Raw genomic sequence first — 21,511 nt, 5'->3', positions numbered from 1 at the left:
GCTAATTGTTTCATTTTTAACAGAAGTTGAGTACAGGTATATTTAAATGCCTTATTACAAAATATTTATGAACCGATATATACTCAAACGTTCCGGGCTTAAACTTTTGATGTTGGCGCTCTTTATGCCGGCGGCAAGTGTTTTTGCGCAGGAGAAGATAACCCTGCAACGGGCTGTAGAACTCGCGCTTGAGCGTAACCTTACCATTAAGCAAGCACAGCTCAGCGAAGCGCTTACAGGCGAAGACCTGAAGCAATCAAAATATAACCGTTTGCCTGACCTGAATGTAAACACACAGGGCTCATTCAACTGGGGCCGAAGCTTGGACCAGTCCACCTACTCCTTCACCAACCAGCGTATATTTACCGCGTTTGGCTCGTTAACATCACAAATTGTGCTGTTTCAGGGCGGGCAGTTGCGTAACCAGATCATCCAGAACAAAATACAGCTGGAGGCCGACCGTACCAATACTACCAAGGTTAAAAATGATTTGATACTGAACGTGGTTACTACTTATCTGACCGTGTTGACCAACCAGGACTTGGTAAAGGCGGCAGGCCAGCAAATAGATATTTCAAAGCAAACGCTTGATCGTGCCAACATCAGCTTTAAAGCCGGTAACCAAACCGTGGCTGACCTTTCGCAAGCTAAATCACAACTTTCAACTGCTGAACTTAACCGTACCGACGCGCAAAACCAGCTGGAGCTTTCTATACTTACGCTGAAGCAGTACATGGAGATGCCGCCGGAGACACCTATAGAGGTGGTAAGGCCCGATGTGAGCCAGCTTTCAGTACAATCCATTTTTAACGCGCAGGAAGTATTGAACACCGCCCTAAACGTTAACCCGGATGTTCGCCTGGCGGAATTACAGCGCGATGTATTAAAGCAAGCTGTTAAAGTAGCGCAAGGCGCTTACTATCCAAGTTTGGTACTATTCGCTACTTTAGGTTCAAACTACTCCAGCATTTACCAGCGGGCAGGCCGCCCGTATGCTACAGGCGAATTTAACCCGATAGGTGTGGTTAACAACGCAACGCGCGATACGGTGGTTACACCGGCTTTCGCAACGCCGTTCAACAAGCCTTCAGTATTCGGGCAGTTGAGCGATAACTTTTACCAGTCGATAGGTTTAAATTTATCTATACCTATCTTCCGTCGCTTTGCTACACGCACTGCGGTACGTAAGGCTAAAATTCAATACCAGAATGCCGAAGTTCAAGCACAATTATCGCGGAACAATTTAAGCAAGATCATCTACCAGGCTGTGTGGGATGCCCAGGCTGCGCAAAAGCGCTATATATCGGCACAGCAAACCTACCAAGCCAATAAGGATGCATACAATGCCATTTTGCAACGCTTTAACGTAGGTTTAGTAAATTCGCTTGATCTGAATACATCGCTAACCAATTTTAACAAAGCCGAATTTGATATGATACAGGCGCGCTACCAAATGGTATTCAGAAGCAAAGTGATTGACTATTATCTGGGAAAACCTATTTCGCTATAACTATTAATTTAAATCATGGGAAAGACTACAAAATATATTCTGATCATCGCCGGGGTGCTTGCACTGCTGCTGATTATAGGTAAAGTGACCGGCTTTTTAGGCGGACCAAAGAAAACACAGGTGGCTACTGAAAAGGCTGCCGAACGTACCATAACCGAATCGGTATCGGCAAGCGGAAAGGTTAAACCGCACGTTGAGGTGAAAATAAGTGCCGAGGTATCAGGCGAGGTGGTTGACCTGCCGATTAAGGAAGGCGACGTGGTAAAAAAAGGCCAGCTGCTATGCCGCATCCGTCCGGATATATTGCAATCGGGTTATGAGCGCGCCGTGGCATCTTACAACACTCAAAAAGCTACCGTTGGCAATTCGGCACAGATGCTGAAACAAGCCGAGGCAAACTTTAATAACCAGGCATCTATCTATAAACGTAATAAGGAGCTTTATGATAGCAAAGTAGTTACAGCTGCTGAGTTTGAAACAGCAAAAGCGAATTATGAAAGCGCCAAAGCCAACCTGGAAGCCGCTAAGCAAAGCGTTATAGGCGCTAAGTTCGGGCTTGATCAATCACAGGCATCTGTAAAAGAAGCGCAGGATAACCTGGCCAAAACATCTATCTACTCTCCGGTGGATGGTGTAGTATCAAAACTATCTATTGAAAAAGGCGAGCGCGTATTGGGTACCATTCAGATGGCGGGTACAGATATCATGACCATATCTGACGTAAACGCGATGGACGTGAACGTTGATGTGAACGAGAACGATATTAACCGCGTAGCCGTTGGCAATGAGTCGGACATTGAGGTGGATGCCTTTTTAGGCAAAAAATTCAAAGGCAAAGTGATCGAGATCGGCAGCTCGGCTAATGTAGTGGGTACCAATGCCGACCAGGTAACTAACTTCACGGTTAAGGTACGCATAAACCCGGAATCATATAAAGCGTTAATGGCTGACAAAGCGGGTACGCCATCTCCTTTCCGTCCGGGACTAACCGCTACGGTCGAGATTAAGACAAACAACGTTAAGGGTCTGTCAGTGCCTATCCAATCGGTTACTACCCGTGAGGATGAAAAGAAAAACGCGGCAGCCGTCAAAAAGGATGATGACGATGACGACAAAAAACAATTAACCGAGCCGGTTAAAGAGTATGTATTTGTGTACAGTGCCGGTAAGGTAAAGCAGGTACAGGTAAAAACCGGTATTCAGGATGATGCTTATATCCAAATACTATCCGGCGTTAAAGCAGGTGACGAAGTGGTTTCTGCACCGTACTCGGCTATATCGAAAACATTAAAGGACAACGAAGAGGTTGAAAAGGTTGATAAATCAAAACTTTTCGGTACCGAAGAAAAGAAGTAGTAGTTTAGTTTTATAGTGTTAATATGGAAAAGGGCTTGCTAATGCAGGCCCTTTTTTGTAACCATCATTTTTATTAAGAAACAGTTCGTTACCTGTCCTGAATTTCTTTTGAACGATCAAAAGAAACAAAACTCGCCGGCTGCGTCCTGCCCGGTGATAGTTTCTGCTTTGGCTGGGTGTGTGCTGTTCCGGGCATTACTGATGCCGGTAGATCAGGTTATTTAAGGCTTATGCTTTTATAAAAAAAGCACTTTCGAAGCGTCAGCGAGAAATCTGCCTGCATATAATCAAGCGACAGATTTCTCCTGGTACCTCGTTCGAAAGGACAAATAATTTATTAAAGTCCTCCCCTTGGGGAGGATTTAGGAGGGGTTACAGCGGCAACTCCGACGTCTTTACAAACTTTACCTGGAAAAGCTTGTCCCAGTTTTTGCCGGTAACAAATATACGTTTGCCTTTGACATCGTAAGCAATACCATTTAGTACGTCGGCATTGGCATTACGCTTATCTTTAGGGTATAAGCTGCTCATATCAATCTTGGCCAGCACCGCACCTGTTTTAGGGTCGATCACTAATATATCGTCGCTTAAGTAAACGTTAGCGTATAGCTTGCCATCAATATATTCCAATTCATTAACCTGGTCTATCTGTTTTTCGTTGTCGTAAACGTTAATGGCGCCAATCTGGTGGTAGTCGTTCTTATCTAAAAACAAAATACTGTTGCTGCCATCGGTATTATAGATCTTTTCGCCATCAAAGCATAAACCCCAGCCTTCGGTACCGGCGGTGTAGCTAAATGTTTTCAACTGTTTGAACGATTTTTTATCGTACACGTAGCCAATTTTCTCCTTATAGGTAAGCTGTACAATCTTATCCCCAACAATAGTTATACCTTCAGCAAAAACCTTTGGGTCAACCATAGCTTGCTGTACTACTTTGCCGGTATTCAGGTCAACTCTGCGCAGGCTTGATTGCCCGGTTACATCTTCGCCCTCGGGTGGCGTAAGGTAACCACCATCACTTTCAAATAAAAAGCCATCGTGGTACTCCAATCCCTCTGTGTACGATGTAGTATCATGAGGGAATACCTTTTCAACTTTGAAAGTATAAACATCGGGCGCTTTGGCAGCTAATAAAACCACGTTGCTTGTCACTTCCTGGCTTTTGCCGCCGGTAAATACATTAGCAGTTATAACCTTGTTACCTAAGGGCATACCGTCAGTTTTAATCATAACGGCAGTGGTATCTTTACGTGAGCCTATACGCAATGTATCCAGCATGTACACTACCGAGTCAATGCTCAACCCATCAGGCAAGTTCACTTTAACGGCAAGTTCTTTACCACTGTTAATGCTTGTACCGGCTTCCGGACTTAAGGTAATGTCAGCAGTTTTCTTTTTATCGTCGCCGCAACTTGCTACGGCCAGTAGCGATGCTCCGGCTAAAAAAAGTTTAAGTTGTTTGTTCATAAGTATCAATCAGCAGATGGCCAAAAGGCATCTTCAATATGTTTTAACGTATAATTCCCGCTTTTATTAAACAGTACCGAAATTATATCAAAACGCGCATCGCCCTGGTGATTTGTTATGTAGATGTATTCGTCGGCCGCTTGTGCCATCAGGCGCTGTTTGCGGCTGTCAACAAAATCTTCGGGCGCTCCAAAACCGGTTCCGGTACGGGTTTTAACCTCCGCAAATATAATCACCCTGTCCTTATAAGCTATCAGGTCAATTTCGGCCTTGCCATAGGTCCAGTTCTCATCCAATATTTCATAACCCAGATTTTCCAGATAAGTTTTAGCTAAAGCTTCGCCCCGGCGACCTAATTCGAGGTGTTGCGCCATTATTTAAGGATTACCGAACCTAAATAATCAGATATATGCTTTTCAACCTTTTTCATGCGCATATACTGGTTAAGCAATATTTCCTGATCCTGCTCGCCCGGGGTGTTCTGCAATTCCTTACGCAGGTTTTCCAGTATTTGGGCTACCTTATGTTTTTTAAGATGAAATATAGCGCCGAGTATAGTAGCTTTCATATTGGCCTGTTCATCAGGTACGCTGATGTGGTGCATCTCGTACCAGTTTTCGCTCAGCGTATAGCGTGAGGCCAGCATCGTTACGGTTAGGTCAACAATATCTTTCTCTTTGTGATGAATGTAATGCTGTTCATCAGGCAATACGCCGTTTTCAACATTGGCGCGGTAGTCTTCCACAAAAGCCTTGCAGGCGGTATTATCAAAAGTAACATCGCTTAGCTCGGCTATCATGAATGGCCCTATGTAGGTGTTGGCAATGCCATCCCAGTCAATCATACGACTACCGTACAATAACAGCAGCCGGATAATTTCCCGCTCCTGGTTATAAGCTTCCTCTCTTTTTTCAGTAACAGGAGAAGTAGTTTCGCCCGGCTCATCAAAAAACAGGTCTTCGGGTGGCATATCCGGATGCTGCGTTGCGCGCTGATTTTGATTGTATTGCTGCTGCGAATCTTTTTTAGCCTTGGTAAGGCGCATTTTATTCAATTCAGACAACAGTGCACGCTCATCAATCTGCATAATGTGGCTGCACTCCTTAACAAACACCGATGCTTTGATTGAATCAGGTATTTTAGCGATGCTCTCCACTATTTCCCGGATAACCCCCGCCTTGCGGATAGGATCATTACCTGCTTCTTTTAACAGGATACCGGTTTTATAAAGTATAAAGTCTTTTTTATTTTGGTCGATGTAGGTTTTGAAGGCGTTGGTGCCCACATTGCGCACATATGAGTCGGGGTCGTGCCCATCCGGAAAGGACACTACTTTTACGTTTAGCCCTTCTTCCAATATCATATCCAGTCCGCGTAACGAAGCTTTGATGCCCGCCGCATCGCCATCATATAATATGGTTACGTTTTTGGTAAAACGACCTATCAGCCTGATCTGCTCAACAGTTAATGAGGTTCCTGATGACGCTACAACGTTCTCGATACCGGCCTGATGTACCGATAGTACATCCGCATAACCCTCAACCAAGTAACAATTGTCCTCATCACGAATGGCCTTTTTCGCAAAATAAAGCCCGTAAAGCACACTCGATTTATGATATATCTCCGACTCCGGAGAGTTTACATATTTGGGTACGCTTTTGTCGCTCTTAAGGGTTCGTCCGCCAAAGGCTATTACCCGGCCGGTAAAGCCATGTATCGGGAACATTACGCGCCCGCGATAGCGGTCGTACATGCTGCCATTGTCGCGTTTTACCGATAGGCCCGTTTCTTCCAGGAATTGTGCCTGGTAGCCTTCTTTTATCGCTGCCGAGGTAAAGGCCTCCCACTGATCGGGCGAGTAGCCCAACTCAAACTTACGGATAGTTTCAGGTGTAAAGCCTCGCTCTTTAAAATAACTCAAGCCAATGCTTTGCCCCTCGTCGGTTTCCCACATGCTGTCCTGGAAAAACTTAGCAGCAAAGCCCGAAACGATCATCAAGCTTTCGCGATGGTTGGCTTCTTCGCGGTTTTCATTGGTATCAACCGTTTCCTCAACCTCGATGCCGTACTTCTTGGCCAGCCATTTAAGCGCTTCCGGATAGCTGAACTTTTCATGCTCCATTAAAAAGGTAATGGCCGAGCCACCCTTTGACGATGAAAAGTCTTTAAAAATACCCTTGGCAGGCGATACGGTGAATGATGGCGTGCGCTCGTTACTGAAAGGCGACAAACCAATGAAGTTGGCGCCCCGCTTTTTTAATTGCACAAAATCACCTATCACCTCCACAATGTCGGTGGCTTCCATTATTCGGTCAACGGTAGCTTTGGTAATCATAGTAACGAGATGCAAAGGTAGGGCAATTGTACCAATGCCTTAACGTATTGCAAACGTTAAATTAAGAAATTTTTGATTGTGAGGGCTTTAAAAAAGTTACCGCGATGCCGCCAAGTACAATCAGGCTGCCCATAATCTCGGTAAGGCCAAGCTTTTCGTGCAGCATAATAGCCGCTAACACACCTGCAACCACGGTTTGGCTTAAAAGGGTGATTGATACTTTGGTGGGCGGTAAAAATTTGATTGCATAGTTAATGGTGATCCAACCGGCAAGCTGGCATATAACGCCGGTAGCTAAAAAGTATAGCCAGGTAATTGCCGGAAAGTTAATCAGGTTATGCCCGCCACCTATACCCAACGCCAGCAAAAACACCATTGAAGCCAGCATATTATAAAACATAAAGGTTAGCGTATTTACACGCTGTAACACACCTTTGCTGGTAACAATATATAAAGAATAAAAAAAACTCGCCAGCACGGCGAGCAATACGCCGGCGTTTACCTGCAGGGCGATTATGTTACGGTAGCCCACCAGCACAAACATGCCAATAATCGCAATAATAGTACCCGCCCAAAATAGTTTGCCGGTTTGCTTGCGCAGTATAAAAAAGCTTATAAGCCCCACCCATACCGGCGCCAGGTTAGCCAGCAGGGTTGATACAGTTGCGCTTATTTTTAATAAAGAGATATTCCATACAGCAATATCAGCAGCGAAGATGATACCGCAGATCAGCGTAATCAGCAAATCTTTACGCCCGATCTTTAGCATCCCTTTTATAACACAGTATGGCAGCAGAAATATCCAGGCCATAAAAATACGGTAAAAAGCGGCGGTAATGGCGGGCTCGGCGGCAAGCTTTACAAATATGGGCGAGAATGATATGAATATGATGCCTAACGCCAGGCTTACCTTCGGGTTCATAATACGGATGCGTAACGGCGGCAAACTTAACAAAATTAAACCGCTGTCATGGCATACCTGATAAACAGGGTTATGCATCGGTTTAACCTGTACGCATTAGTAACCGTCGCCTTAAGGGTTTATAATTAACCCATTAGCAGCTGTGCGGGTTTGCAAAATGTAAAATACAGGCCGTCAAATCTCAAATCAAATTCATAAGTTTGCGCCTCAAATATTTTTTTATGGCTAAGGCATCTGATATAAAAAACGGCAATATATTACGCTTTAACGGTGAGTTATTGCAGGTTGAAGAGTTTATACACCGTACACCAGGCAACTTACGCGCTTTTTACCAGGCCCGTATGCGCAACGTAAAAACCGGTAAACTGGTTGAATACCGTTTCCGTACTGACGAAGAGGTTACCATAGCCCGCGTTGAAACCAACGATTACCAATACCTGTATGAGGATGGCGAATTTTTAGTAGTGATGGACAATACATCATACGAACAGTTCAATATACCAAAATCGCTTTTCGGCCCTGCGGTGCGTTTCCTTAAAGAAGGTGTTAACGTAATTGTTGCCTTTGAAAGCGATGAGCCGATTATGGCACAATTACCATCATCAGCCGAACTTGAAATTACTTATACTGAGCCTGCTGTTAAAGGAGATACTTCAACCAACGCTTTAAAAAGCGCTACCGTTGAAACCGGCGCTGAAATACGCGTACCCCTGTTTATCAACATTGGCGATAAGGTAAAGGTTGATACCGCCAGCGGATCGTACGTTGAGCGTGTTAAAAGCTAATTATCAATTCAATAATATTATAAATATGCCTTCATTATCATGAGGGCATTTTTTATTTTGGAGCCTTAAACAAATCACATAAATAAATAACAATGGGACTTTTCTCGAGCCTTTTGGGTAATGCCGGTGTGGCTAACCCTGACGAATTAAATAAAGAATACGCTAACCTGCTTACCGAGGGTGAACATATTGAAATTGGCTTTAAGCTGATTCGCGACGTATTCATCTTTACCAATAAACGCCTTATTTTGGTTGATAAGCAAGGCATAACCGGAAGTAAGGTAGAGTACCTGTCTATCGCTTACAAAAGTATATCACGGTTCAGCGTGCAAACTTCAGGGCATTTTGATCTGGATGCCGAGCTGCGTATATGGATCTCAGGCGAGGTACAACCCAGCCTTACCAAAAAATTCAATAAGCAGGTGAACGTTTACGATCTGCAACGCATATTAGCGCAGCACGTACTATAAAACATTATAAATATCGGGCTTACTCAAGCTCGATATTTATATCTTCTTTTTGCCGTTTAACATACAGCTCATCAATCAGCACAATTACTACAGCCAGTATTGGTGTAGCTAACAATATGCCTAACACACCTGATAATGTACCCATCAGCACTTGACTGATAATGGTAAGCGCAGGTGGCAGGTCGATCATCTTCTTCTGCACCATCGGGGTAATAATGTTACTCTCCAGGGTTTGTATCAAAATGTACATAATGGCGATGATGATAGCCGTATTGGTGCTATCCATAAAACCCAGCAACACGGCTGGTACCATAGCCATAAGCGGACCAAAGTTGGGTATAAAGTTGAGCAAGCCTGCCAGTAATGCCAATGTAAGCGCCATAGGTATGCCTATCACCGTTAAGCCCGTAACCGTAAGTACCGCTATAAGGCACATGGCCAGCAGCATACCCTTCATCCAACCTTTCAACACAAAACTTAACCTGTCCATTACTACGTGGGCTTGAGCTTTAGCCGGTGGCGGCACCAATTTTATGATACCGTTTTTGTATAATGACGGAGCCGAGGTAAAGAATATACCCAAGAATAAAATGATATACAGATCACCCAATACACCAAAACTGGTGCTGAAAAAGCTTTGCGCGGTGGTCATCAGTTTAGATGAGTCGTAGGTTGATGCCTTTTCAACAATTTTAGCGCCCCATGTAGTTTGCTGTAGCTTAGCCTGTGCGGTTTTAACCACTTTCGGAAAATCATCGCTTAATGAGGCTATTTGATGCTGGATGGTATTACCCATAAACCAAAACAGTGTACCCAATAACGCGAAGGTTCCTAAAACGGATATAATTACACAGGGGGCGCGTTTCCAGTGCGTCCAACGCTGTATCATATCAGCGAAGCCATGAAAAAAAACCGCTATAAGCGAACCGGCAAACACCATCAGTAACACATTAAAGGCTACACGTAATATCAGTATCAGGCAAACGGAAAGTGCAAGTATACCTACCACTATCCATACCTTATGTGCAAATGAAAGTTCTTGATCCGTTTTACCTATCGGCCTGTGTCGCGGTTCTGCCATGATGTATATCTATATCCTATCAAATACTTTTTAAATTGTATTTGTTTTCGGTCCATACGCTTTTTATTCCTTAGCAGAATAATGGATAACAAAAGGGCAGCCATGTGGCTGCCCTGTGTTTATGATAAAGCCTCGTTAAGGCTCTCAGCCTGCTGTACCGCAGGTGGCGCGGTGGTTTTGTTTTTAACCATTACGCTTACCCGGTAAACCATGTATAAACAAAGCACTATGGCAATACATACCACGTAGCCTAAAACATCGTAATGCTGCAAAGGGCCATGTTTATGCGGCTGGGTAACTATTAAACCGGCGCACAGGGCGGCAATACCGCCGGCCATTTGTTGTAATGATGAGTTTACGCTCATGAATGCGCCACGGTCAACCATTTCGGGTATAGCCGTTGTAAGCGCGGTTGATGGGATGATACGCCCCATAATGCCGATGAACATAACCATGTTTAACACTACCACTTCCCATAACGGTACACGTGGCAATTGTGTATAGATCAATATCATTACGATTGCCAAAGCGGAGCCTGCGGCGAAAAGCTTAAATTTGTCGTACCTGTCGCTTAACTTACCGATCATGGGCATAATAATGATGGATGCCAGGCCACTGCATAAAAATACCGTTGGCAATTGTGCCTGCGAAATGCCGATGTTGTTAATCAGATAAGCGCTTCCGAATGGCATCATCATAAACCCGCCTATTGAAAGGAAGGCGGTAGCTAAAAAGCCCGTTTGATATTTCCGGTTGGCAATAGCATGCCATAGATGTAAGAACGGGTTGGTATCTTTCTGTAAGCCAATATGTGTAGTTACCGGGTGCATACGCAACAACACCGCCAGGCCTATAGCTATCGCTAAAAACACGATCATAATGAACGGCGCATGCCATCCCCATTTATTGGCAAAGTACAGTCCTACGGGTATACCCAGCACCTGACTAGCGGCAAAACCCATTTGTACCACACCCATTACCCGGCCACGTTGGTTAATCTCGAAAACATCGGTAACTACGGCTAATGATATGGCTCCTATAACGCCGCCAAACAACCCGGTGAATATACGCGCACCAAGCAGCATCCAATAACTGTTGGCCAGGCCGCAACACAGCGTACCTATAATAAAGCCGGTGTAAAAGAAGATCAGCAGCTTTTTTCGGTCGAATTTATCAGCAAAGCCCGCAGCCAGCAAGCCCGATGCCCCGGCGCTGAAAGCGTATGATGATACCACCATGCCGAACATGGACGGCGTCATATCCAATGATTTCATCAGGATATCGCCCAGCGGGGAGAGCACCATAAAATCAAGCACTACGGTAAATTGTAATAATGCAAGTAGCGCTATAAGTAATTTTTGATAAGCGGTAAAGGTTACCGCTGTTTTATCAGGTTTCATTTGTTTATCAGTTTAAATCAGTTCAATACACAAGTAACCCCGGCGGTTTACCAGCTCAATAATATCTGCCGGACAAAGGCAGCCGGTGGTTACCCGCAACAACTTGTCGCAATGGTCAAGGTCAATATGCCAATTGCTGACGGCCTTATCGGCATCAAGCAAAGGACTTACATTAGCCAAATCTGTTATGGTGTTAATATTGGTTTTAAATACCAGCACCCCGGCAGGGTTTATTGACGAATGATCCATAAAAAGATTTTTCGGCGTGCTTATTTTTTCAGCGCTTTCAATACCAGTTCAAAGGTTTGCCAAATCATATCATCGGTTAATACGAAAATTGCCCCGCCAATGCTACGCCCTTCGTTATTAAAACGCACCAGGTTATACAGCGGCGCAAACGCAACCGACCAATAAACCTCAATCGGCATGGGGTTTATTTCGCCCCTTGCTACAGCATTTTGCATAAAGCGGCTCATTTTTATCTTAAACTCCTCAAAGTAGCTTTCATAAATCACCTTTTGATAGGTTGAACTACGCAGTTGCTCAAAAAACTGTACTGTATGCCGGTTCTCCATCATGTGTTGCGCCCGGTTTTTCCATTGCTGCTTCAGTCCATCGGCAAAACTTGCTTCCGGGTCAAAGCCCTCCAGCATCATACCGCTCATACGTTTGGATTCTTCTTCTGCTATCTGTACAATAAGGTCATCCTTATCTTTATAGTAGATGTAGAGCGTTCCGACTGAAATGCGGCAAGCTTTCGCAAGCTTGTTCATGCTAAAACCTTCAAAACCTTCGTGCACCAGCAATTCAATCGCCTTCTGTTTTACAAGCAATTCTTTATCAATATCCCTGCTTCGCATTAATCTATTTGGTCATGCTGTGAAGATAAATGAACATTCATTCATTTACAATTTAAATTTCATCAAGCGCTTTTAATCAGCAGTTCTTTTACTGGAATGTGCTATCTCTGCGCGTTGGCTGGTTAGCTGGCGGGCGGGCAACTGTGGTAGTATCTTTTTGCGGAACAACGGCAGGCATAATTACCGGCGCGGTATTTAGCGTACCATCCTGAACACGGTTACGGTTAACATTCTTCAGGTTACCCGGACCAAGGTTAATGCTCGAATCGCGCGAGGCGCTATCCCTAGGGTTTACCTTTTGCATTACCGCAGTCTTTTTACCACTGCCTGATGATGGCTGCTCTTTTGCACCTCCCGGCGCTTTAGACGAGCCTTTTGTAGCCGCTGCTTTTTTTGCTGCGGCGGCGGCCTCTGCCCTTTCGGCCGCACGTTTGGCAGCCTTACGCTTTGCAGAATTTATCACCGCCTCTTTTGAGGCCGGGCGTTCTTTAGGCTTCCAGATAAAGCCTTTCAATATACGGTCGTCCTCGGTAAACTTACCCAATGGCCCGTACCTGATATCGGGTTTTGACAGGAAGGCCATCTTAAGCGGTTTGTTAGCAGCAAACCTGATGCGCATGCGACTGCTTAGTGAACGCCCCATACCATTAACCGTTTTGGTAGTACTGTCACGGTCAAAATATATGCTTTCGGCGTTGCCATCAACAAACATCACATTGAGCTTATTGTCCTTAAAAAAGCCACGCATTTTTTTACCCCCCACCTGGTTAAAGTGGGTCGAGTCGTCCTTCTCCACGTTCACTACAAACGAGTTATAGAAGATGTCCATGTTGTCCAGCTTCTTGTTCTTCATCTGCAGGTTAATGGTATCGCCTGACAGTTGGGAGCCCTGCGTCCACATAAGCGGTTTTATATAGCAGCGTATGGTAGAGTCGGCATAGCTATAAAACATAGAGTCGGCTTTGGCCTGTAAGTCCGATTTATAGATCCGGGCATCATGGTAAGCAAAAATAACACGTACACGGCTGGTATCACTCAACTTAACCTTGGTGGTCATATAAACTGAATCGACCTTACCCGGCACATTACCCAGCTTGGCAGCAGTGTCGGCTTTCCCTTTTGATGCGCTATCCGTTTTCAGCGTGCTATCCTTTTTGGTGTTACCACCTTTTTGAGCCGTATCCTTGCGTACCGGCTGAGGTTTCGGCTTGCCAAACAGCAGCGGGTTGCGGTACCCGGTATCAAACCGCATAACAGGCGGGTTAAGCGTAAGCACTTTTGGCGAAGTTTTATAAACAATGGGCTTAGGCTTTGCCGGGCCTGCGGCAGGTTTTGCCGATGTATCCCTGAAGTTGGCTAATCGCCGCTGCTCCTGCAATGCCTTTAAATTTTTGTAGGTAAACATCTGCGTTTCCAGCGTATCAGCGCTCATATAAACCGAGTCGACCTTGATTCGTTCACCTTTAGCGTTTATAATAATAGTTGATGTTGATGTGGTTACCGGAGTTTTGTTTTTGCCTGCTGGTTTTGCAGCAGGCTTTTTCACCGTTGCAGAGGGTGCTGCTTTAACATCGAGCGGTTTTGTTGCCTTTTTGGGGATAACCTTGGTTGCACTATCCGTTTTTATTTTATCGAGCTTTTTAGTGGTGTCCGTTTTGATAGTGTCTTTTTCTTCGGTAACTAATATAATATAGGCATTCTCGGTAACCAGGGTACGTTCCTCTTTACGGTTAAATATACCCAAGTCGCCCTTCATGGTGATCTTCTGCTCCCTGTCGTTAAACGTGATGCGCTTTATAGCGCGGCCCAGGCCCAGCAAACGGTCATAAAATAAAGTATCTCCCTTTAAGGATTTAGTTCCCTGCTTATACAGGTTGTTCTTGGTAAAAAAAGCCTGCTCATTTACCGTATTGTACGTACCAAACTCTGTATACAAAGTGTCCTTATCTTTAGCCTTACCGTAAATATTGGTTGGCCCGTAAAAATAAGCTATACGGCTGCCGCTGTTATAGCGCATGGTATCTGTCTTAATCAGCGCGTCAACGGTATTCAGCACCACATCGTACCTGAAATAAGCATCGCGCGAGCCCGCAAAATAATAGCCGTTTTTGCTGGTCAGGGTGTTATCCTTGTTAATGAGTTTACCACCGCCTGTATAGGTACCGATGCGTGTGGCCGTATTGTAGGTCAGGTAATCGGTAGTGAGGATGGCATCCTTATCAATCATCCGCACATTGTTGGTCAGGATGGCAGTTTTGGTGTTGCCGTTATAGTTCAACTTATCGCCATAGATGTTGAGCGTATCTCCCTGCGTAATATGCACGTTGCCAAAGGCATCGAAAGCGTTATCCTGCGGGTAGAAGTACGCACTGTCTGACTGTAGCACAGAAAAATCCTGCTGAAAGGTGCCGTTAAAAACCTTTAATACATCTTTACCATTGCGCTTAATGCCCTCGCTCCGGTCAGACCGCGTAAGCCGCACCTGCGATTTTTTTTGCTGGCCGAACGCCGCGCCTGCGAGCAGCAGCAACAGTATACTTAAAAGGCATTTATTCACGTTGGCAAAATTAGTTTTTTGCGGGGCTTATTAAATTAATAATTTTGATGTATGCTCCCTGTCAAGCGCTTTACCGAATTTATTGAGCAAAATAATCTTTTTACGCAGCAAAACAGCATTTTGGTTGCTGTTAGCGGTGGTATTGATTCTGTTTTGCTTGCCCGGTTATTCAGCGTGGCAGGTTACAGTTTTGGCATAGCGCATTGCAACTTCGGCCTTCGCGGCAGTGAAGCCGATGCCGACCAGCACTTTTGCTGCAGCCTGGCCGTACAGCTTGGCGTACCTTTTCATACCATCAATTTTGATACCACTACATATGCCGATAGCCATAAAATATCCATACAAATGGCAGCAAGGGAGCTGAGGTACAACTGGTTTGAGCAGATAAGACAGCAACATAATTACCACCTTATCGCGCTTGGCCACCACAAGAACGACACTATTGAAACAATATTGTTAAATCTTACACGCGGCACCGGCATTGCAGGCCTGCACGGCATCCTGCCTAAAAACGGGTTATTGATAAGGCCATTGCTTTTTATGACTCGCGAAGAGATAGCGGCTGTTGTTGCAACAGAGAATATACCTTATGTTGAAGATAGCTCGAACGCATCAACCAAATACGCGCGTAACAAGATAAGGCATGAGGTAATACCCAAACTACGGGAACTAAACCGCAACCTTGAACATACTTTTGATAATAACCTGCGCCACTTTCGCCAGTTGGAAGAACTATTGGCGTTAAAGGTTGAGGAGGCAAAAAAGCACTTGTTTATTCAGCACGATGATGAAATTCATTTAGCAATCGATGCTATAAAAGCCCTGCAACCGCAACAGCTACTCCTATATAAACTGCTGCAATCTTTTGGCTTTGCCGAACCTGTGGTTGATGATGTGATCGCATCCCTGGATGCGCAAAGTGGTAAATGGTTTGCCTCCGCAACACACCGGCTGACTATTGACCGGGGTAAACTAATATTGGTTGAGAACAATCCGGAATCAATTGAAAGCGTATCAATAAATGAGCATGACCACGAAGTGCTTTTTAACGGGCAGCGGATTGGGATTTTGCATGATGATTCGCCGTTGATCATTAAAGATAATCCTTATGCGGTGTCAGTTGATTGCGATAAACTGATTTATCCGCTCAGCATCCGCCACTGGCAGCAAAGCGATTATTTTTATCCCCTGGGGATGAAGTCTCGCAAAAAACTGAGCGATTTTTTCATCAACCAGAAAATACCGATGCACAAAAAGCAGTTGATCCCGTTATTAGTGAACGGCAACGGCGATATTATGTGGGTAGCAGGTTACCGGCCCGACGAACGCTACAAGGTTGATCCTAACACTAAAAAAGTTACTATATTCGAACTGTTTAAATAGAGCATGAGCGACAAACCGGTTTACATCGAGAAACAATACCTTGGCAGGGAGTTTATACCGCTAACCATCAGGCTGGTGTTGGCCATGTCGTGTTTCGCGGCTTACTTTTTTACTGAGGGTAACGCCCGCAACGGCGATCTGCTGATTGTGGTAGGTTTCGCAATCATCATCATCTCTATCATTATGGGCTTTTTACTGCACTTTCGTACCCGGGTGCAAAACAAAAGCATTATGCTGGATGGTTTGTGGACCACCCGCCTGGTAAAAATCGACCTGAATAGCATTGTAAAAGCCGAAAAGGGCACTTACAGCCGCTATCTGTTCAATAACCCGGTTTATAACCTGCATACGCGAGGTACCATCCGTTTTTACGCGGGCGGCAAGGATGCCATACACCTTACCGACCGCGACGGCCTGCTGTACATTATCGGTTCGCAGCACGCCAATGAATTGCTTAGGGCTATCCTGAGCGAAATGAGGCGATAATTCATCTTCGCTTACTGTACTTTAAATTTTTCCGCATGTCATCATCACCCCTTCGTATTATATCGCTTTTACCATCGGCTACCGAGATTATCTGCGCACTTGGCCTCGAACAAAATCTGGTCGGCCGCTCTCACGAATGCGACTATCCCGAAAGCGTAAAAGCCCTGCCCATTTGTACAGAAGCTAATATACCTGACGGATTAAGCAGCGCCGAGATCGATAATAAGGTAAAAGAGATACTGAACGATGCGCTATCCTTGTACACTGTAAAAAAAGAAGTTATAAGGAATTTACAGCCTGATGTGGTGATCACGCAAGATCAATGCGATGTTTGCGCCGTATCACTACCCGAGGTACAACAGGCCTTGCAGGAATATCTGGATAAACCGGCGCAGATTATATCATTGCAACCTAACAGCATTGATGAAATGCTTGCTGATATAAAAAATGTAGCATCGGCGCTGAATGTTTCTGAAGCCGGTAATGTGCTGATAGAAGATCTGGAAGACCGCATCAACATCATCCGCCACAAACTTAAATTTATTGATGCTAAGCCAACTGTAGCTTGTATTGAATGGTTGGAGCCGCTGATGACATCGGGCAACTGGATACCGGAGCTGGTAAACATTGCCGGCGGCACACCTGTATTGGCTGAAGCCGGTAAACATTCGCCTTATGTGGATTGGGAGGCTATCCGCCTGGCCAACCCGGATGTTATTGTGCTGATGCCATGCGGTTTTAGCATTGACCGCACCATGCGCGAGATTAATTTACTGTTGGATAAACCCGGCTTTGCTGAACTAAAGGCCATTAAGAATAACCGGCTATATATTGCCGACGGCAACCAATACTTTAACCGCCCCGGCCCGCGGCTGGTGGATTCGCTGGAGATCATGGCCGAGATCATCAACCCAAAACAGTTTATCTTCGGGTTTGAGGGCAATGGCTGGATAAAGTTCAGCGTGTAAAAAACGGCCTTTAGCGCAATGCTAAAGGCCGTTTTACTTTTGTATTTCTGTTATTAAAACTCTGCGTTTTTAGGAAACCTTGGGAAAGGTATTACATCCCTGATGTTGCCCATACCGGTAACAAACAGTACCAAACGCTCAAAGCCCAAACCGAAACCAGCGTGCGGGCAGGCACCAAAGCGGCGGGTATCCAAATACCACCAAAGCTCCTCTTTAGGGATGCCCATTTCGTCCATGCGTTTTTCAAGTCTGTCTAAACGCTCCTCGCGCTGCGAACCGCCTACAATTTCACCGATGCCCGGGAACAGGATATCCATTGCCCGTACAGTTTCGCGGCCATTGGCATCCGGCTCGTTCTGGCGCATGTAGAAGGCCTTGATCTCTTTAGGATAATCCGTCAGGATAACCGGTTTTTTAAAGTGTTTCTCTACCAGGTAACGCTCATGCTCTGATTGCAGATCGGTACCCCAACCTTCAACCAGATACTGGAATTTCTTTTTCTTATTTGGGGTCGAATCCTTCAGTATGTCGATGGCCTCGGTGTAAGTAAGACGTACAAAATCATTCTCCAGGCAAAACTCCAGTTTTTCAAGCAGCGTCATTTCCGAGCGCTCGTTCTGTGGTTTTTGCTTGTCCTCATCCTGCAAACGCTGGCTCAGAAACTCGATATCCTCACGGTTCTTATCCAGTGCGTATTTTATCACGTACTTCAGCAGCGCCTCAGCCAGATCCATGTTATCATCCAGATCATAAAAAGCCATTTCGGGCTCTATCATCCAAAACTCGGCAAGGTGGCGGGTAGTGTTCGAGTTTTCAGCACGAAAAGTTGGGCCGAAGGTATAAATATCGCTCAGCGCCATGGCACCCAGCTCGCCCTCTAACTGGCCTGACACGGTAAGGTTGGTAGCTTTACCAAAAAAATCCTGCTTGTAATCGATCTCTCCGCTATCCGTACGCGGCAGATTATCCAGGTCAAGGTTGGTTACTTTAAAAGCTTCGCCCGCACCTTCAGCATCCGAGGCGGTAATTACAGGCGTGTGCAGGTACACAAAACCACGCTCTTGGAAAAACTGGTGTACCGCGAATGATAAACTGTTACGCACCCTGAAAATAGCGCCAAAAGTGTTGGTACGAAAACGCAGGTGTGCGATCTCGCGCAAAAACTCGAGGCTGTGTTTTTTAGGCTGCAGCGGGTATTTCTCCGGGTCGCTATCGCCCAGTATCTCTATCTCTTTAGCTTTTATGTCGATTTTTTGGCCTTTACCCAACGATGGAACCACAGTACCGGTAACGCTTAAGGCTGCACCCGTGGTGATGCGTTTTAATAAGGCGGCATCGGTATTCTCAAAATCAACAACTATCTGAACGTTATTATTGGTTGAGCCATCGTTTAAAGCTATGAACTGGTTGTTGCGGAAGGTACGCACCCACCCTTTTACGGTTACATCAATGTTGGTTTCATCGCTCTCCAACAAGGCTTTAATTTTAATTCTCTGGCCCATATAATTTATATTATTGAGCGCCAAAAATACAATTATTTAGATAAAGCCAATCTGAATCGGCCTTTTGAAAAATAAATTTCCGGAACGGCATTTCCGGCAGTGGCCGGCATCCTTAATTTCATATTTACCGTTAAAACGCCACTCAAAACACCCGTAGTATCATCGTACTCCTCCACTTCAAACGCATTAACAGGCGAGAAATCCGCAAGGTATTCTACACCATTTATATCAGTGTATCTGCAATTACCACCTGCAATATTGTATTTACCCTTGCCTTTAAATTCTTCGACAGATATATTAAGTGTCTCCGCAGATGACTTTACTTCAAGATAAATACGGTTACGGAACAGATAACATGTATTAGGTTCAGCTACCCATGAAGTATCATTCTTGTAACCGTAAACATAAAATTCAGGTAGTTGCGGTTGAACTATCGGGTCGCAGCAAACTTTTTCGCCTTTACTGCATGATGATAAAAATGAAATAAACAATACGATGTAACAAAGGTAGGTTTTCATACTGCCTAAAACAGCATCATTAAACATTTATTGCAAACTTGCTTAATTAATTTTTTCCCAACTGTACATCACAAACACTTAACGGGCGATGGACTATTTGGGCAGCGCTGCTGAGAATTTACCTCTCACAAAGCTTACCTCGTTACCCAGTGCCGGATTAGTGTAACGAGCGCTTTTGGTAAGTTTTATTTTAAACTGTCCTTCTATCCACCCGGTGTTTTTGCTATAGGTTAAAACTTTTATATAATTAGCAGTGTCGGTAGTGGCCCTATACTCACCAACCAATGCATCTCCGCCAACTAATATATTATAAACCCCACTTTTAGGGTTGATAAAATATTTGCCGGTATCAACTACCTTCATACTTAACCGCAGGGTTTCATTTTTATTTATTCCGAGTAAGATAAGCGAGTCTTTATTATAGCTCAATTCCAATTTGTCTGTTCGCCATGTAGTATCAGCTTTTACAGCACTCATAAAATTGTCCCGAATGTGGCAGCAGTAGTATACTTCCTTTTTTTCATTTTTTTTGCACGCTGTTAATGCGGTTGCGACAGCAAGTAAAGCGATAAACAGTTTGGTTTTCATAATTGATTGTTATTTAGGTTATTTATTGCAAATACGGCTACAAACCCTTAAACGTAACAGCTTCAAATACTTTTATTTATTTGGCAATTCCGCCCGGAACCTGCCTCTCAAAAAACTCACTTCGTTTTGGTAATCTGTGCCGGTATAACGCGAGCCCTTTATAAAGCGGATATCGAATTCACCCCGTATGATGTTCTTCTTTAAATCATAGCTCGTGATTATGACCTGGTTTGAGGTATCAGCCGCTGCCGGATATTCAGCACCCATTACGTCGCCGCCAACCGTAATATAGTACATGCCATTTCGAGGTGTAATGTAATACTTACCTGTAGCGGTTGGCTTTATAATTATCCGGATATGCTCATCGCCTTTGTTGCCAAATATGTATAGCGAATCATTTAATATCCTTGTCTCCACAAAATTTGCCCGCCATACCGAGTCGGCTCGGGTAGCAGTCATGTAAATAGTATTTTCCTCAGGCAAATCGCAGCAAACCCTTCTTCCTTTTGAGCATCCGGAAAATATAAAAGCAACGATAATGGCAAACAGAATTTTTTTCATAGTGATAATAATTTGGTCGGTATAACTTTATTACGCACCGGAAATAGATTATGCTACAGGCCCAGCACATCAAATAATTGTAAACTCAGCATGAAGCGTTAACTACTTATAATCAACTATATTAAGAGAGTGGCTGCAAAAGCTATACTCATGCTCCTGGTTAGAGCAAATAATAGTTAACCGGCCGGCTGCAAAACGCTCAACCAGGCTGAGGTACCAGTCAACGCCCTGGGCATCGAGGTTAGAGGTAGGTTCATCAAGCATCAGTATAGGCGTATCCGAGCAAAAAGCAAGCGCCAGCTTTAGCCGCTGTTTCATACCTGACGAAAAGTATTTTACCAGCTTGTTTTTGCTGCTCTGCATATTAAGCAGTGTAATCAACTCCCTGTTGTCAATACCGGGCTTGTACGATTTGAATTTAAAATGGAAGTCAATTACTTCAGCTAAAGTGAACTCCTCGATCAGTTCGAGGTAAGGCGCGGCTAAACTAAGGTGCTTAAACACCTGCTCCACTTCTATATCGACACCATCGAGGGAAAAGGAAATCTTGCCTTTGGATGGCGACAAGCTACCGTTAAGCACCTGTAATAAGGTAGACTTTCCGGAACCGTTAGGCCCCAACACCGCGTAACTCCCGCCTGTGGTAAAAGTATAGTTCACCCCCTTGAATATCCAATCGCGGTTAAACCGCCGGCCTATATCGGTGAGGGTGATGTTCATTGATCTGAACTGGAATTTGCAGAATTAGAGAATTTACAG

General features: G+C 44.6%; 21 protein-coding genes. 7 read left to right on the top strand and 14 right to left on the bottom strand.

Annotated features, from left to right (window positions below; translation table 11 throughout):
• The first annotated feature begins 67 nt into the window (after positions 1-67).
• On the top strand, positions 68-1,510 hold the full coding sequence (locus LT679_RS17160; protein ID WP_232178899.1) for a TolC family protein: 1,443 nt from the start codon (positions 68-70) through the stop codon (positions 1,508-1,510).
• 15 nt (positions 1,511-1,525) lie between these two features.
• Positions 1,526-2,866 (top strand): efflux RND transporter periplasmic adaptor subunit, encoded by a 1,341-nt coding sequence (locus LT679_RS17155; RefSeq protein WP_232178898.1) that lies wholly within the window; start codon positions 1,526-1,528, stop codon positions 2,864-2,866.
• Between the two features lie 372 nt (positions 2,867-3,238).
• Here LT679_RS17155 and LT679_RS17150 read toward each other — a convergent pair whose 3' ends face one another.
• The 4 genes from LT679_RS17150 to LT679_RS17135 all read right to left on the bottom strand — a co-directional run bounded on the left by LT679_RS17150 (position 3,239) and on the right by LT679_RS17135 (position 7,671).
• A complete protein-coding gene (locus tag LT679_RS17150; RefSeq protein WP_232178897.1) occupies positions 3,239-4,336 on the bottom strand; it encodes a glutaminyl-peptide cyclotransferase in 1,098 nt (365 codons plus the stop codon).
• A 5-nt stretch (positions 4,337-4,341) separates the two neighbouring features.
• The gene (locus tag LT679_RS17145; RefSeq protein ID WP_232178896.1) at positions 4,342-4,710 is read right to left on the bottom strand and encodes a YraN family protein; all 369 of its coding nucleotides are present in this window, start codon (positions 4,708-4,710) and stop codon (positions 4,342-4,344) included.
• Entirely contained in the window at positions 4,710-6,671 is a 1,962-nt protein-coding gene (gene dnaG / locus LT679_RS17140) for a DNA primase (RefSeq protein WP_232178895.1), read from the bottom strand. Before dnaG ends, LT679_RS17145 begins: the two co-directional genes overlap by 1 nt.
• A gap of 61 nt (positions 6,672-6,732) precedes the next feature.
• Positions 6,733-7,671 (bottom strand): DMT family transporter, encoded by a 939-nt coding sequence (locus LT679_RS17135; protein ID WP_232178894.1) that lies wholly within the window; start codon positions 7,669-7,671, stop codon positions 6,733-6,735.
• A 143-nt stretch (positions 7,672-7,814) separates the two neighbouring features.
• Here LT679_RS17135 and efp point away from each other — a divergent pair, with 143 nt between their 5' ends.
• Together efp and LT679_RS17125 are read left to right on the top strand one after the other, a co-directional pair.
• Entirely contained in the window at positions 7,815-8,378 is a 564-nt protein-coding gene (gene efp / locus LT679_RS17130; RefSeq protein WP_232178893.1) for an elongation factor P, read from the top strand.
• 92 nt (positions 8,379-8,470) lie between these two features.
• The gene (locus LT679_RS17125; protein ID WP_232178892.1) at positions 8,471-8,848 is read left to right on the top strand and encodes a PH domain-containing protein; all 378 of its coding nucleotides are present in this window, start codon (positions 8,471-8,473) and stop codon (positions 8,846-8,848) included.
• A 19-nt stretch (positions 8,849-8,867) separates the two neighbouring features.
• Here LT679_RS17125 and LT679_RS17120 read toward each other — a convergent pair whose 3' ends face one another.
• From LT679_RS17120 to LT679_RS17100, 5 genes are all read right to left on the bottom strand, one after another.
• On the bottom strand, positions 8,868-9,929 hold the full coding sequence (locus LT679_RS17120; RefSeq protein ID WP_232178891.1) for an AI-2E family transporter: 1,062 nt from the start codon (positions 9,927-9,929) through the stop codon (positions 8,868-8,870).
• Between the two features lie 119 nt (positions 9,930-10,048).
• A complete protein-coding gene (locus LT679_RS17115) occupies positions 10,049-11,329 on the bottom strand; it encodes an MFS transporter (RefSeq protein WP_232178890.1) in 1,281 nt (426 codons plus the stop codon).
• Between the two features lie 12 nt (positions 11,330-11,341).
• On the bottom strand, positions 11,342-11,578 hold the full coding sequence (locus tag LT679_RS17110) for a hypothetical protein (protein ID WP_232178889.1): 237 nt from the start codon (positions 11,576-11,578) through the stop codon (positions 11,342-11,344).
• Between the two features lie 20 nt (positions 11,579-11,598).
• The gene (locus LT679_RS17105; RefSeq protein ID WP_232178888.1) at positions 11,599-12,189 is read right to left on the bottom strand and encodes a TetR/AcrR family transcriptional regulator; all 591 of its coding nucleotides are present in this window, start codon (positions 12,187-12,189) and stop codon (positions 11,599-11,601) included.
• An 88-nt stretch (positions 12,190-12,277) separates the two neighbouring features.
• Positions 12,278-14,746: an OstA-like protein gene (locus LT679_RS17100; RefSeq protein ID WP_232178887.1), complete on the bottom strand. Its 2,469-nt coding sequence runs from the start codon at positions 14,744-14,746 to the stop codon at positions 12,278-12,280.
• A gap of 51 nt (positions 14,747-14,797) precedes the next feature.
• On the opposite strand from LT679_RS17100, the gene tilS reads away from it, so the two are divergent.
• From tilS to LT679_RS17085, 3 genes are read left to right on the top strand one after another with little or no spacing between them, the layout of a single operon-like run.
• The gene (gene tilS, locus LT679_RS17095) at positions 14,798-16,129 is read left to right on the top strand and encodes a tRNA lysidine(34) synthetase TilS (protein WP_232178886.1); all 1,332 of its coding nucleotides are present in this window, start codon (positions 14,798-14,800) and stop codon (positions 16,127-16,129) included.
• A gap of 3 nt (positions 16,130-16,132) precedes the next feature.
• Positions 16,133-16,615 (top strand): hypothetical protein, encoded by a 483-nt coding sequence (locus LT679_RS17090; protein WP_232178885.1) that lies wholly within the window; start codon positions 16,133-16,135, stop codon positions 16,613-16,615.
• Positions 16,616-16,650: 35 nt separating this feature from the next.
• Entirely contained in the window at positions 16,651-17,583 is a 933-nt protein-coding gene (locus LT679_RS17085; protein ID WP_232178884.1) for a cobalamin-binding protein, read from the top strand.
• Between the two features lie 53 nt (positions 17,584-17,636).
• On the opposite strand, the gene asnS is transcribed toward LT679_RS17085, so the two are convergent.
• The 5 genes from asnS to LT679_RS17060 all read right to left on the bottom strand — a co-directional run bounded on the left by asnS (position 17,637) and on the right by LT679_RS17060 (position 21,472).
• On the bottom strand, positions 17,637-19,085 hold the full coding sequence (gene asnS / locus LT679_RS17080; protein ID WP_232178883.1) for an asparagine--tRNA ligase: 1,449 nt from the start codon (positions 19,083-19,085) through the stop codon (positions 17,637-17,639).
• A 32-nt stretch (positions 19,086-19,117) separates the two neighbouring features.
• Complete coding sequence (locus LT679_RS17075) at positions 19,118-19,603, bottom strand: hypothetical protein (RefSeq protein ID WP_232178882.1); 486 nt, start codon at positions 19,601-19,603, stop codon at positions 19,118-19,120.
• Between the two features lie 93 nt (positions 19,604-19,696).
• Positions 19,697-20,191, bottom strand: coding sequence for a DUF6252 family protein (locus tag LT679_RS17070; RefSeq protein WP_232178881.1), 495 nt, complete (start codon positions 20,189-20,191; stop codon positions 19,697-19,699).
• A gap of 72 nt (positions 20,192-20,263) precedes the next feature.
• On the bottom strand, positions 20,264-20,752 hold the full coding sequence (locus tag LT679_RS17065; RefSeq protein ID WP_232178880.1) for a DUF6252 family protein: 489 nt from the start codon (positions 20,750-20,752) through the stop codon (positions 20,264-20,266).
• Positions 20,753-20,854: 102 nt separating this feature from the next.
• The gene (locus LT679_RS17060; RefSeq protein ID WP_232178879.1) at positions 20,855-21,472 is read right to left on the bottom strand and encodes an ABC transporter ATP-binding protein; all 618 of its coding nucleotides are present in this window, start codon (positions 21,470-21,472) and stop codon (positions 20,855-20,857) included.
• Positions 21,473-21,511 lie beyond the last annotated feature (39 nt).

The sequence above is a fragment of the Mucilaginibacter roseus genome, assembly GCF_021215455.1.
In the GTDB taxonomy this organism is placed as follows: domain Bacteria; phylum Bacteroidota; class Bacteroidia; order Sphingobacteriales; family Sphingobacteriaceae; genus Mucilaginibacter; species Mucilaginibacter roseus.
The sequence above is the reverse complement of the archived record's forward strand: the minus strand, read 5'-3'. Positions and strand labels throughout refer to the sequence as shown.

Bases quoted from the DNA above. Each gene is read 5' to 3' on its own strand.
- LT679_RS17120 (WP_232178891.1), bottom strand. From the start codon at position 9,929: ATGGCAGAACCGCGACACAGGCCGATAGGTAAAACGGATCAAGAACTT.
- LT679_RS17150 (WP_232178897.1), bottom strand. From the start codon at position 4,336: ATGAACAAACAACTTAAACTTTTTTTAGCCGGAGCATCGCTACTGGCC.
- LT679_RS17065 (WP_232178880.1), bottom strand. From the start codon at position 20,752: ATGAAAAAAATTCTGTTTGCCATTATCGTTGCTTTTATATTTTCCGGA.
- LT679_RS17115 (WP_232178890.1), bottom strand. From the start codon at position 11,329: ATGAAACCTGATAAAACAGCGGTAACCTTTACCGCTTATCAAAAATTA.
- asnS (WP_232178883.1), bottom strand. From the start codon at position 19,085: ATGGGCCAGAGAATTAAAATTAAAGCCTTGTTGGAGAGCGATGAAACC.
- dnaG (WP_232178895.1), bottom strand. From the start codon at position 6,671: ATGATTACCAAAGCTACCGTTGACCGAATAATGGAAGCCACCGACATT.
- efp (WP_232178893.1), top strand. From the start codon at position 7,815: ATGGCTAAGGCATCTGATATAAAAAACGGCAATATATTACGCTTTAAC.
- LT679_RS17160 (WP_232178899.1), top strand. From the start codon at position 68: ATGAACCGATATATACTCAAACGTTCCGGGCTTAAACTTTTGATGTTG.
- LT679_RS17075 (WP_232178882.1), bottom strand. From the start codon at position 19,603: ATGAAAACCTACCTTTGTTACATCGTATTGTTTATTTCATTTTTATCA.
- LT679_RS17135 (WP_232178894.1), bottom strand. From the start codon at position 7,671: ATGCATAACCCTGTTTATCAGGTATGCCATGACAGCGGTTTAATTTTG.
- LT679_RS17110 (WP_232178889.1), bottom strand. From the start codon at position 11,578: ATGGATCATTCGTCAATAAACCCTGCCGGGGTGCTGGTATTTAAAACC.
- LT679_RS17125 (WP_232178892.1), top strand. From the start codon at position 8,471: ATGGGACTTTTCTCGAGCCTTTTGGGTAATGCCGGTGTGGCTAACCCT.
- LT679_RS17070 (WP_232178881.1), bottom strand. From the start codon at position 20,191: ATGAAAACCAAACTGTTTATCGCTTTACTTGCTGTCGCAACCGCATTA.
- LT679_RS17105 (WP_232178888.1), bottom strand. From the start codon at position 12,189: ATGCGAAGCAGGGATATTGATAAAGAATTGCTTGTAAAACAGAAGGCG.
- LT679_RS17060 (WP_232178879.1), bottom strand. From the start codon at position 21,472: ATGAACATCACCCTCACCGATATAGGCCGGCGGTTTAACCGCGATTGG.
- LT679_RS17090 (WP_232178885.1), top strand. From the start codon at position 16,133: ATGAGCGACAAACCGGTTTACATCGAGAAACAATACCTTGGCAGGGAG.
- LT679_RS17145 (WP_232178896.1), bottom strand. From the start codon at position 4,710: ATGGCGCAACACCTCGAATTAGGTCGCCGGGGCGAAGCTTTAGCTAAA.
- tilS (WP_232178886.1), top strand. From the start codon at position 14,798: ATGCTCCCTGTCAAGCGCTTTACCGAATTTATTGAGCAAAATAATCTT.
- LT679_RS17155 (WP_232178898.1), top strand. From the start codon at position 1,526: ATGGGAAAGACTACAAAATATATTCTGATCATCGCCGGGGTGCTTGCA.
- LT679_RS17085 (WP_232178884.1), top strand. From the start codon at position 16,651: ATGTCATCATCACCCCTTCGTATTATATCGCTTTTACCATCGGCTACC.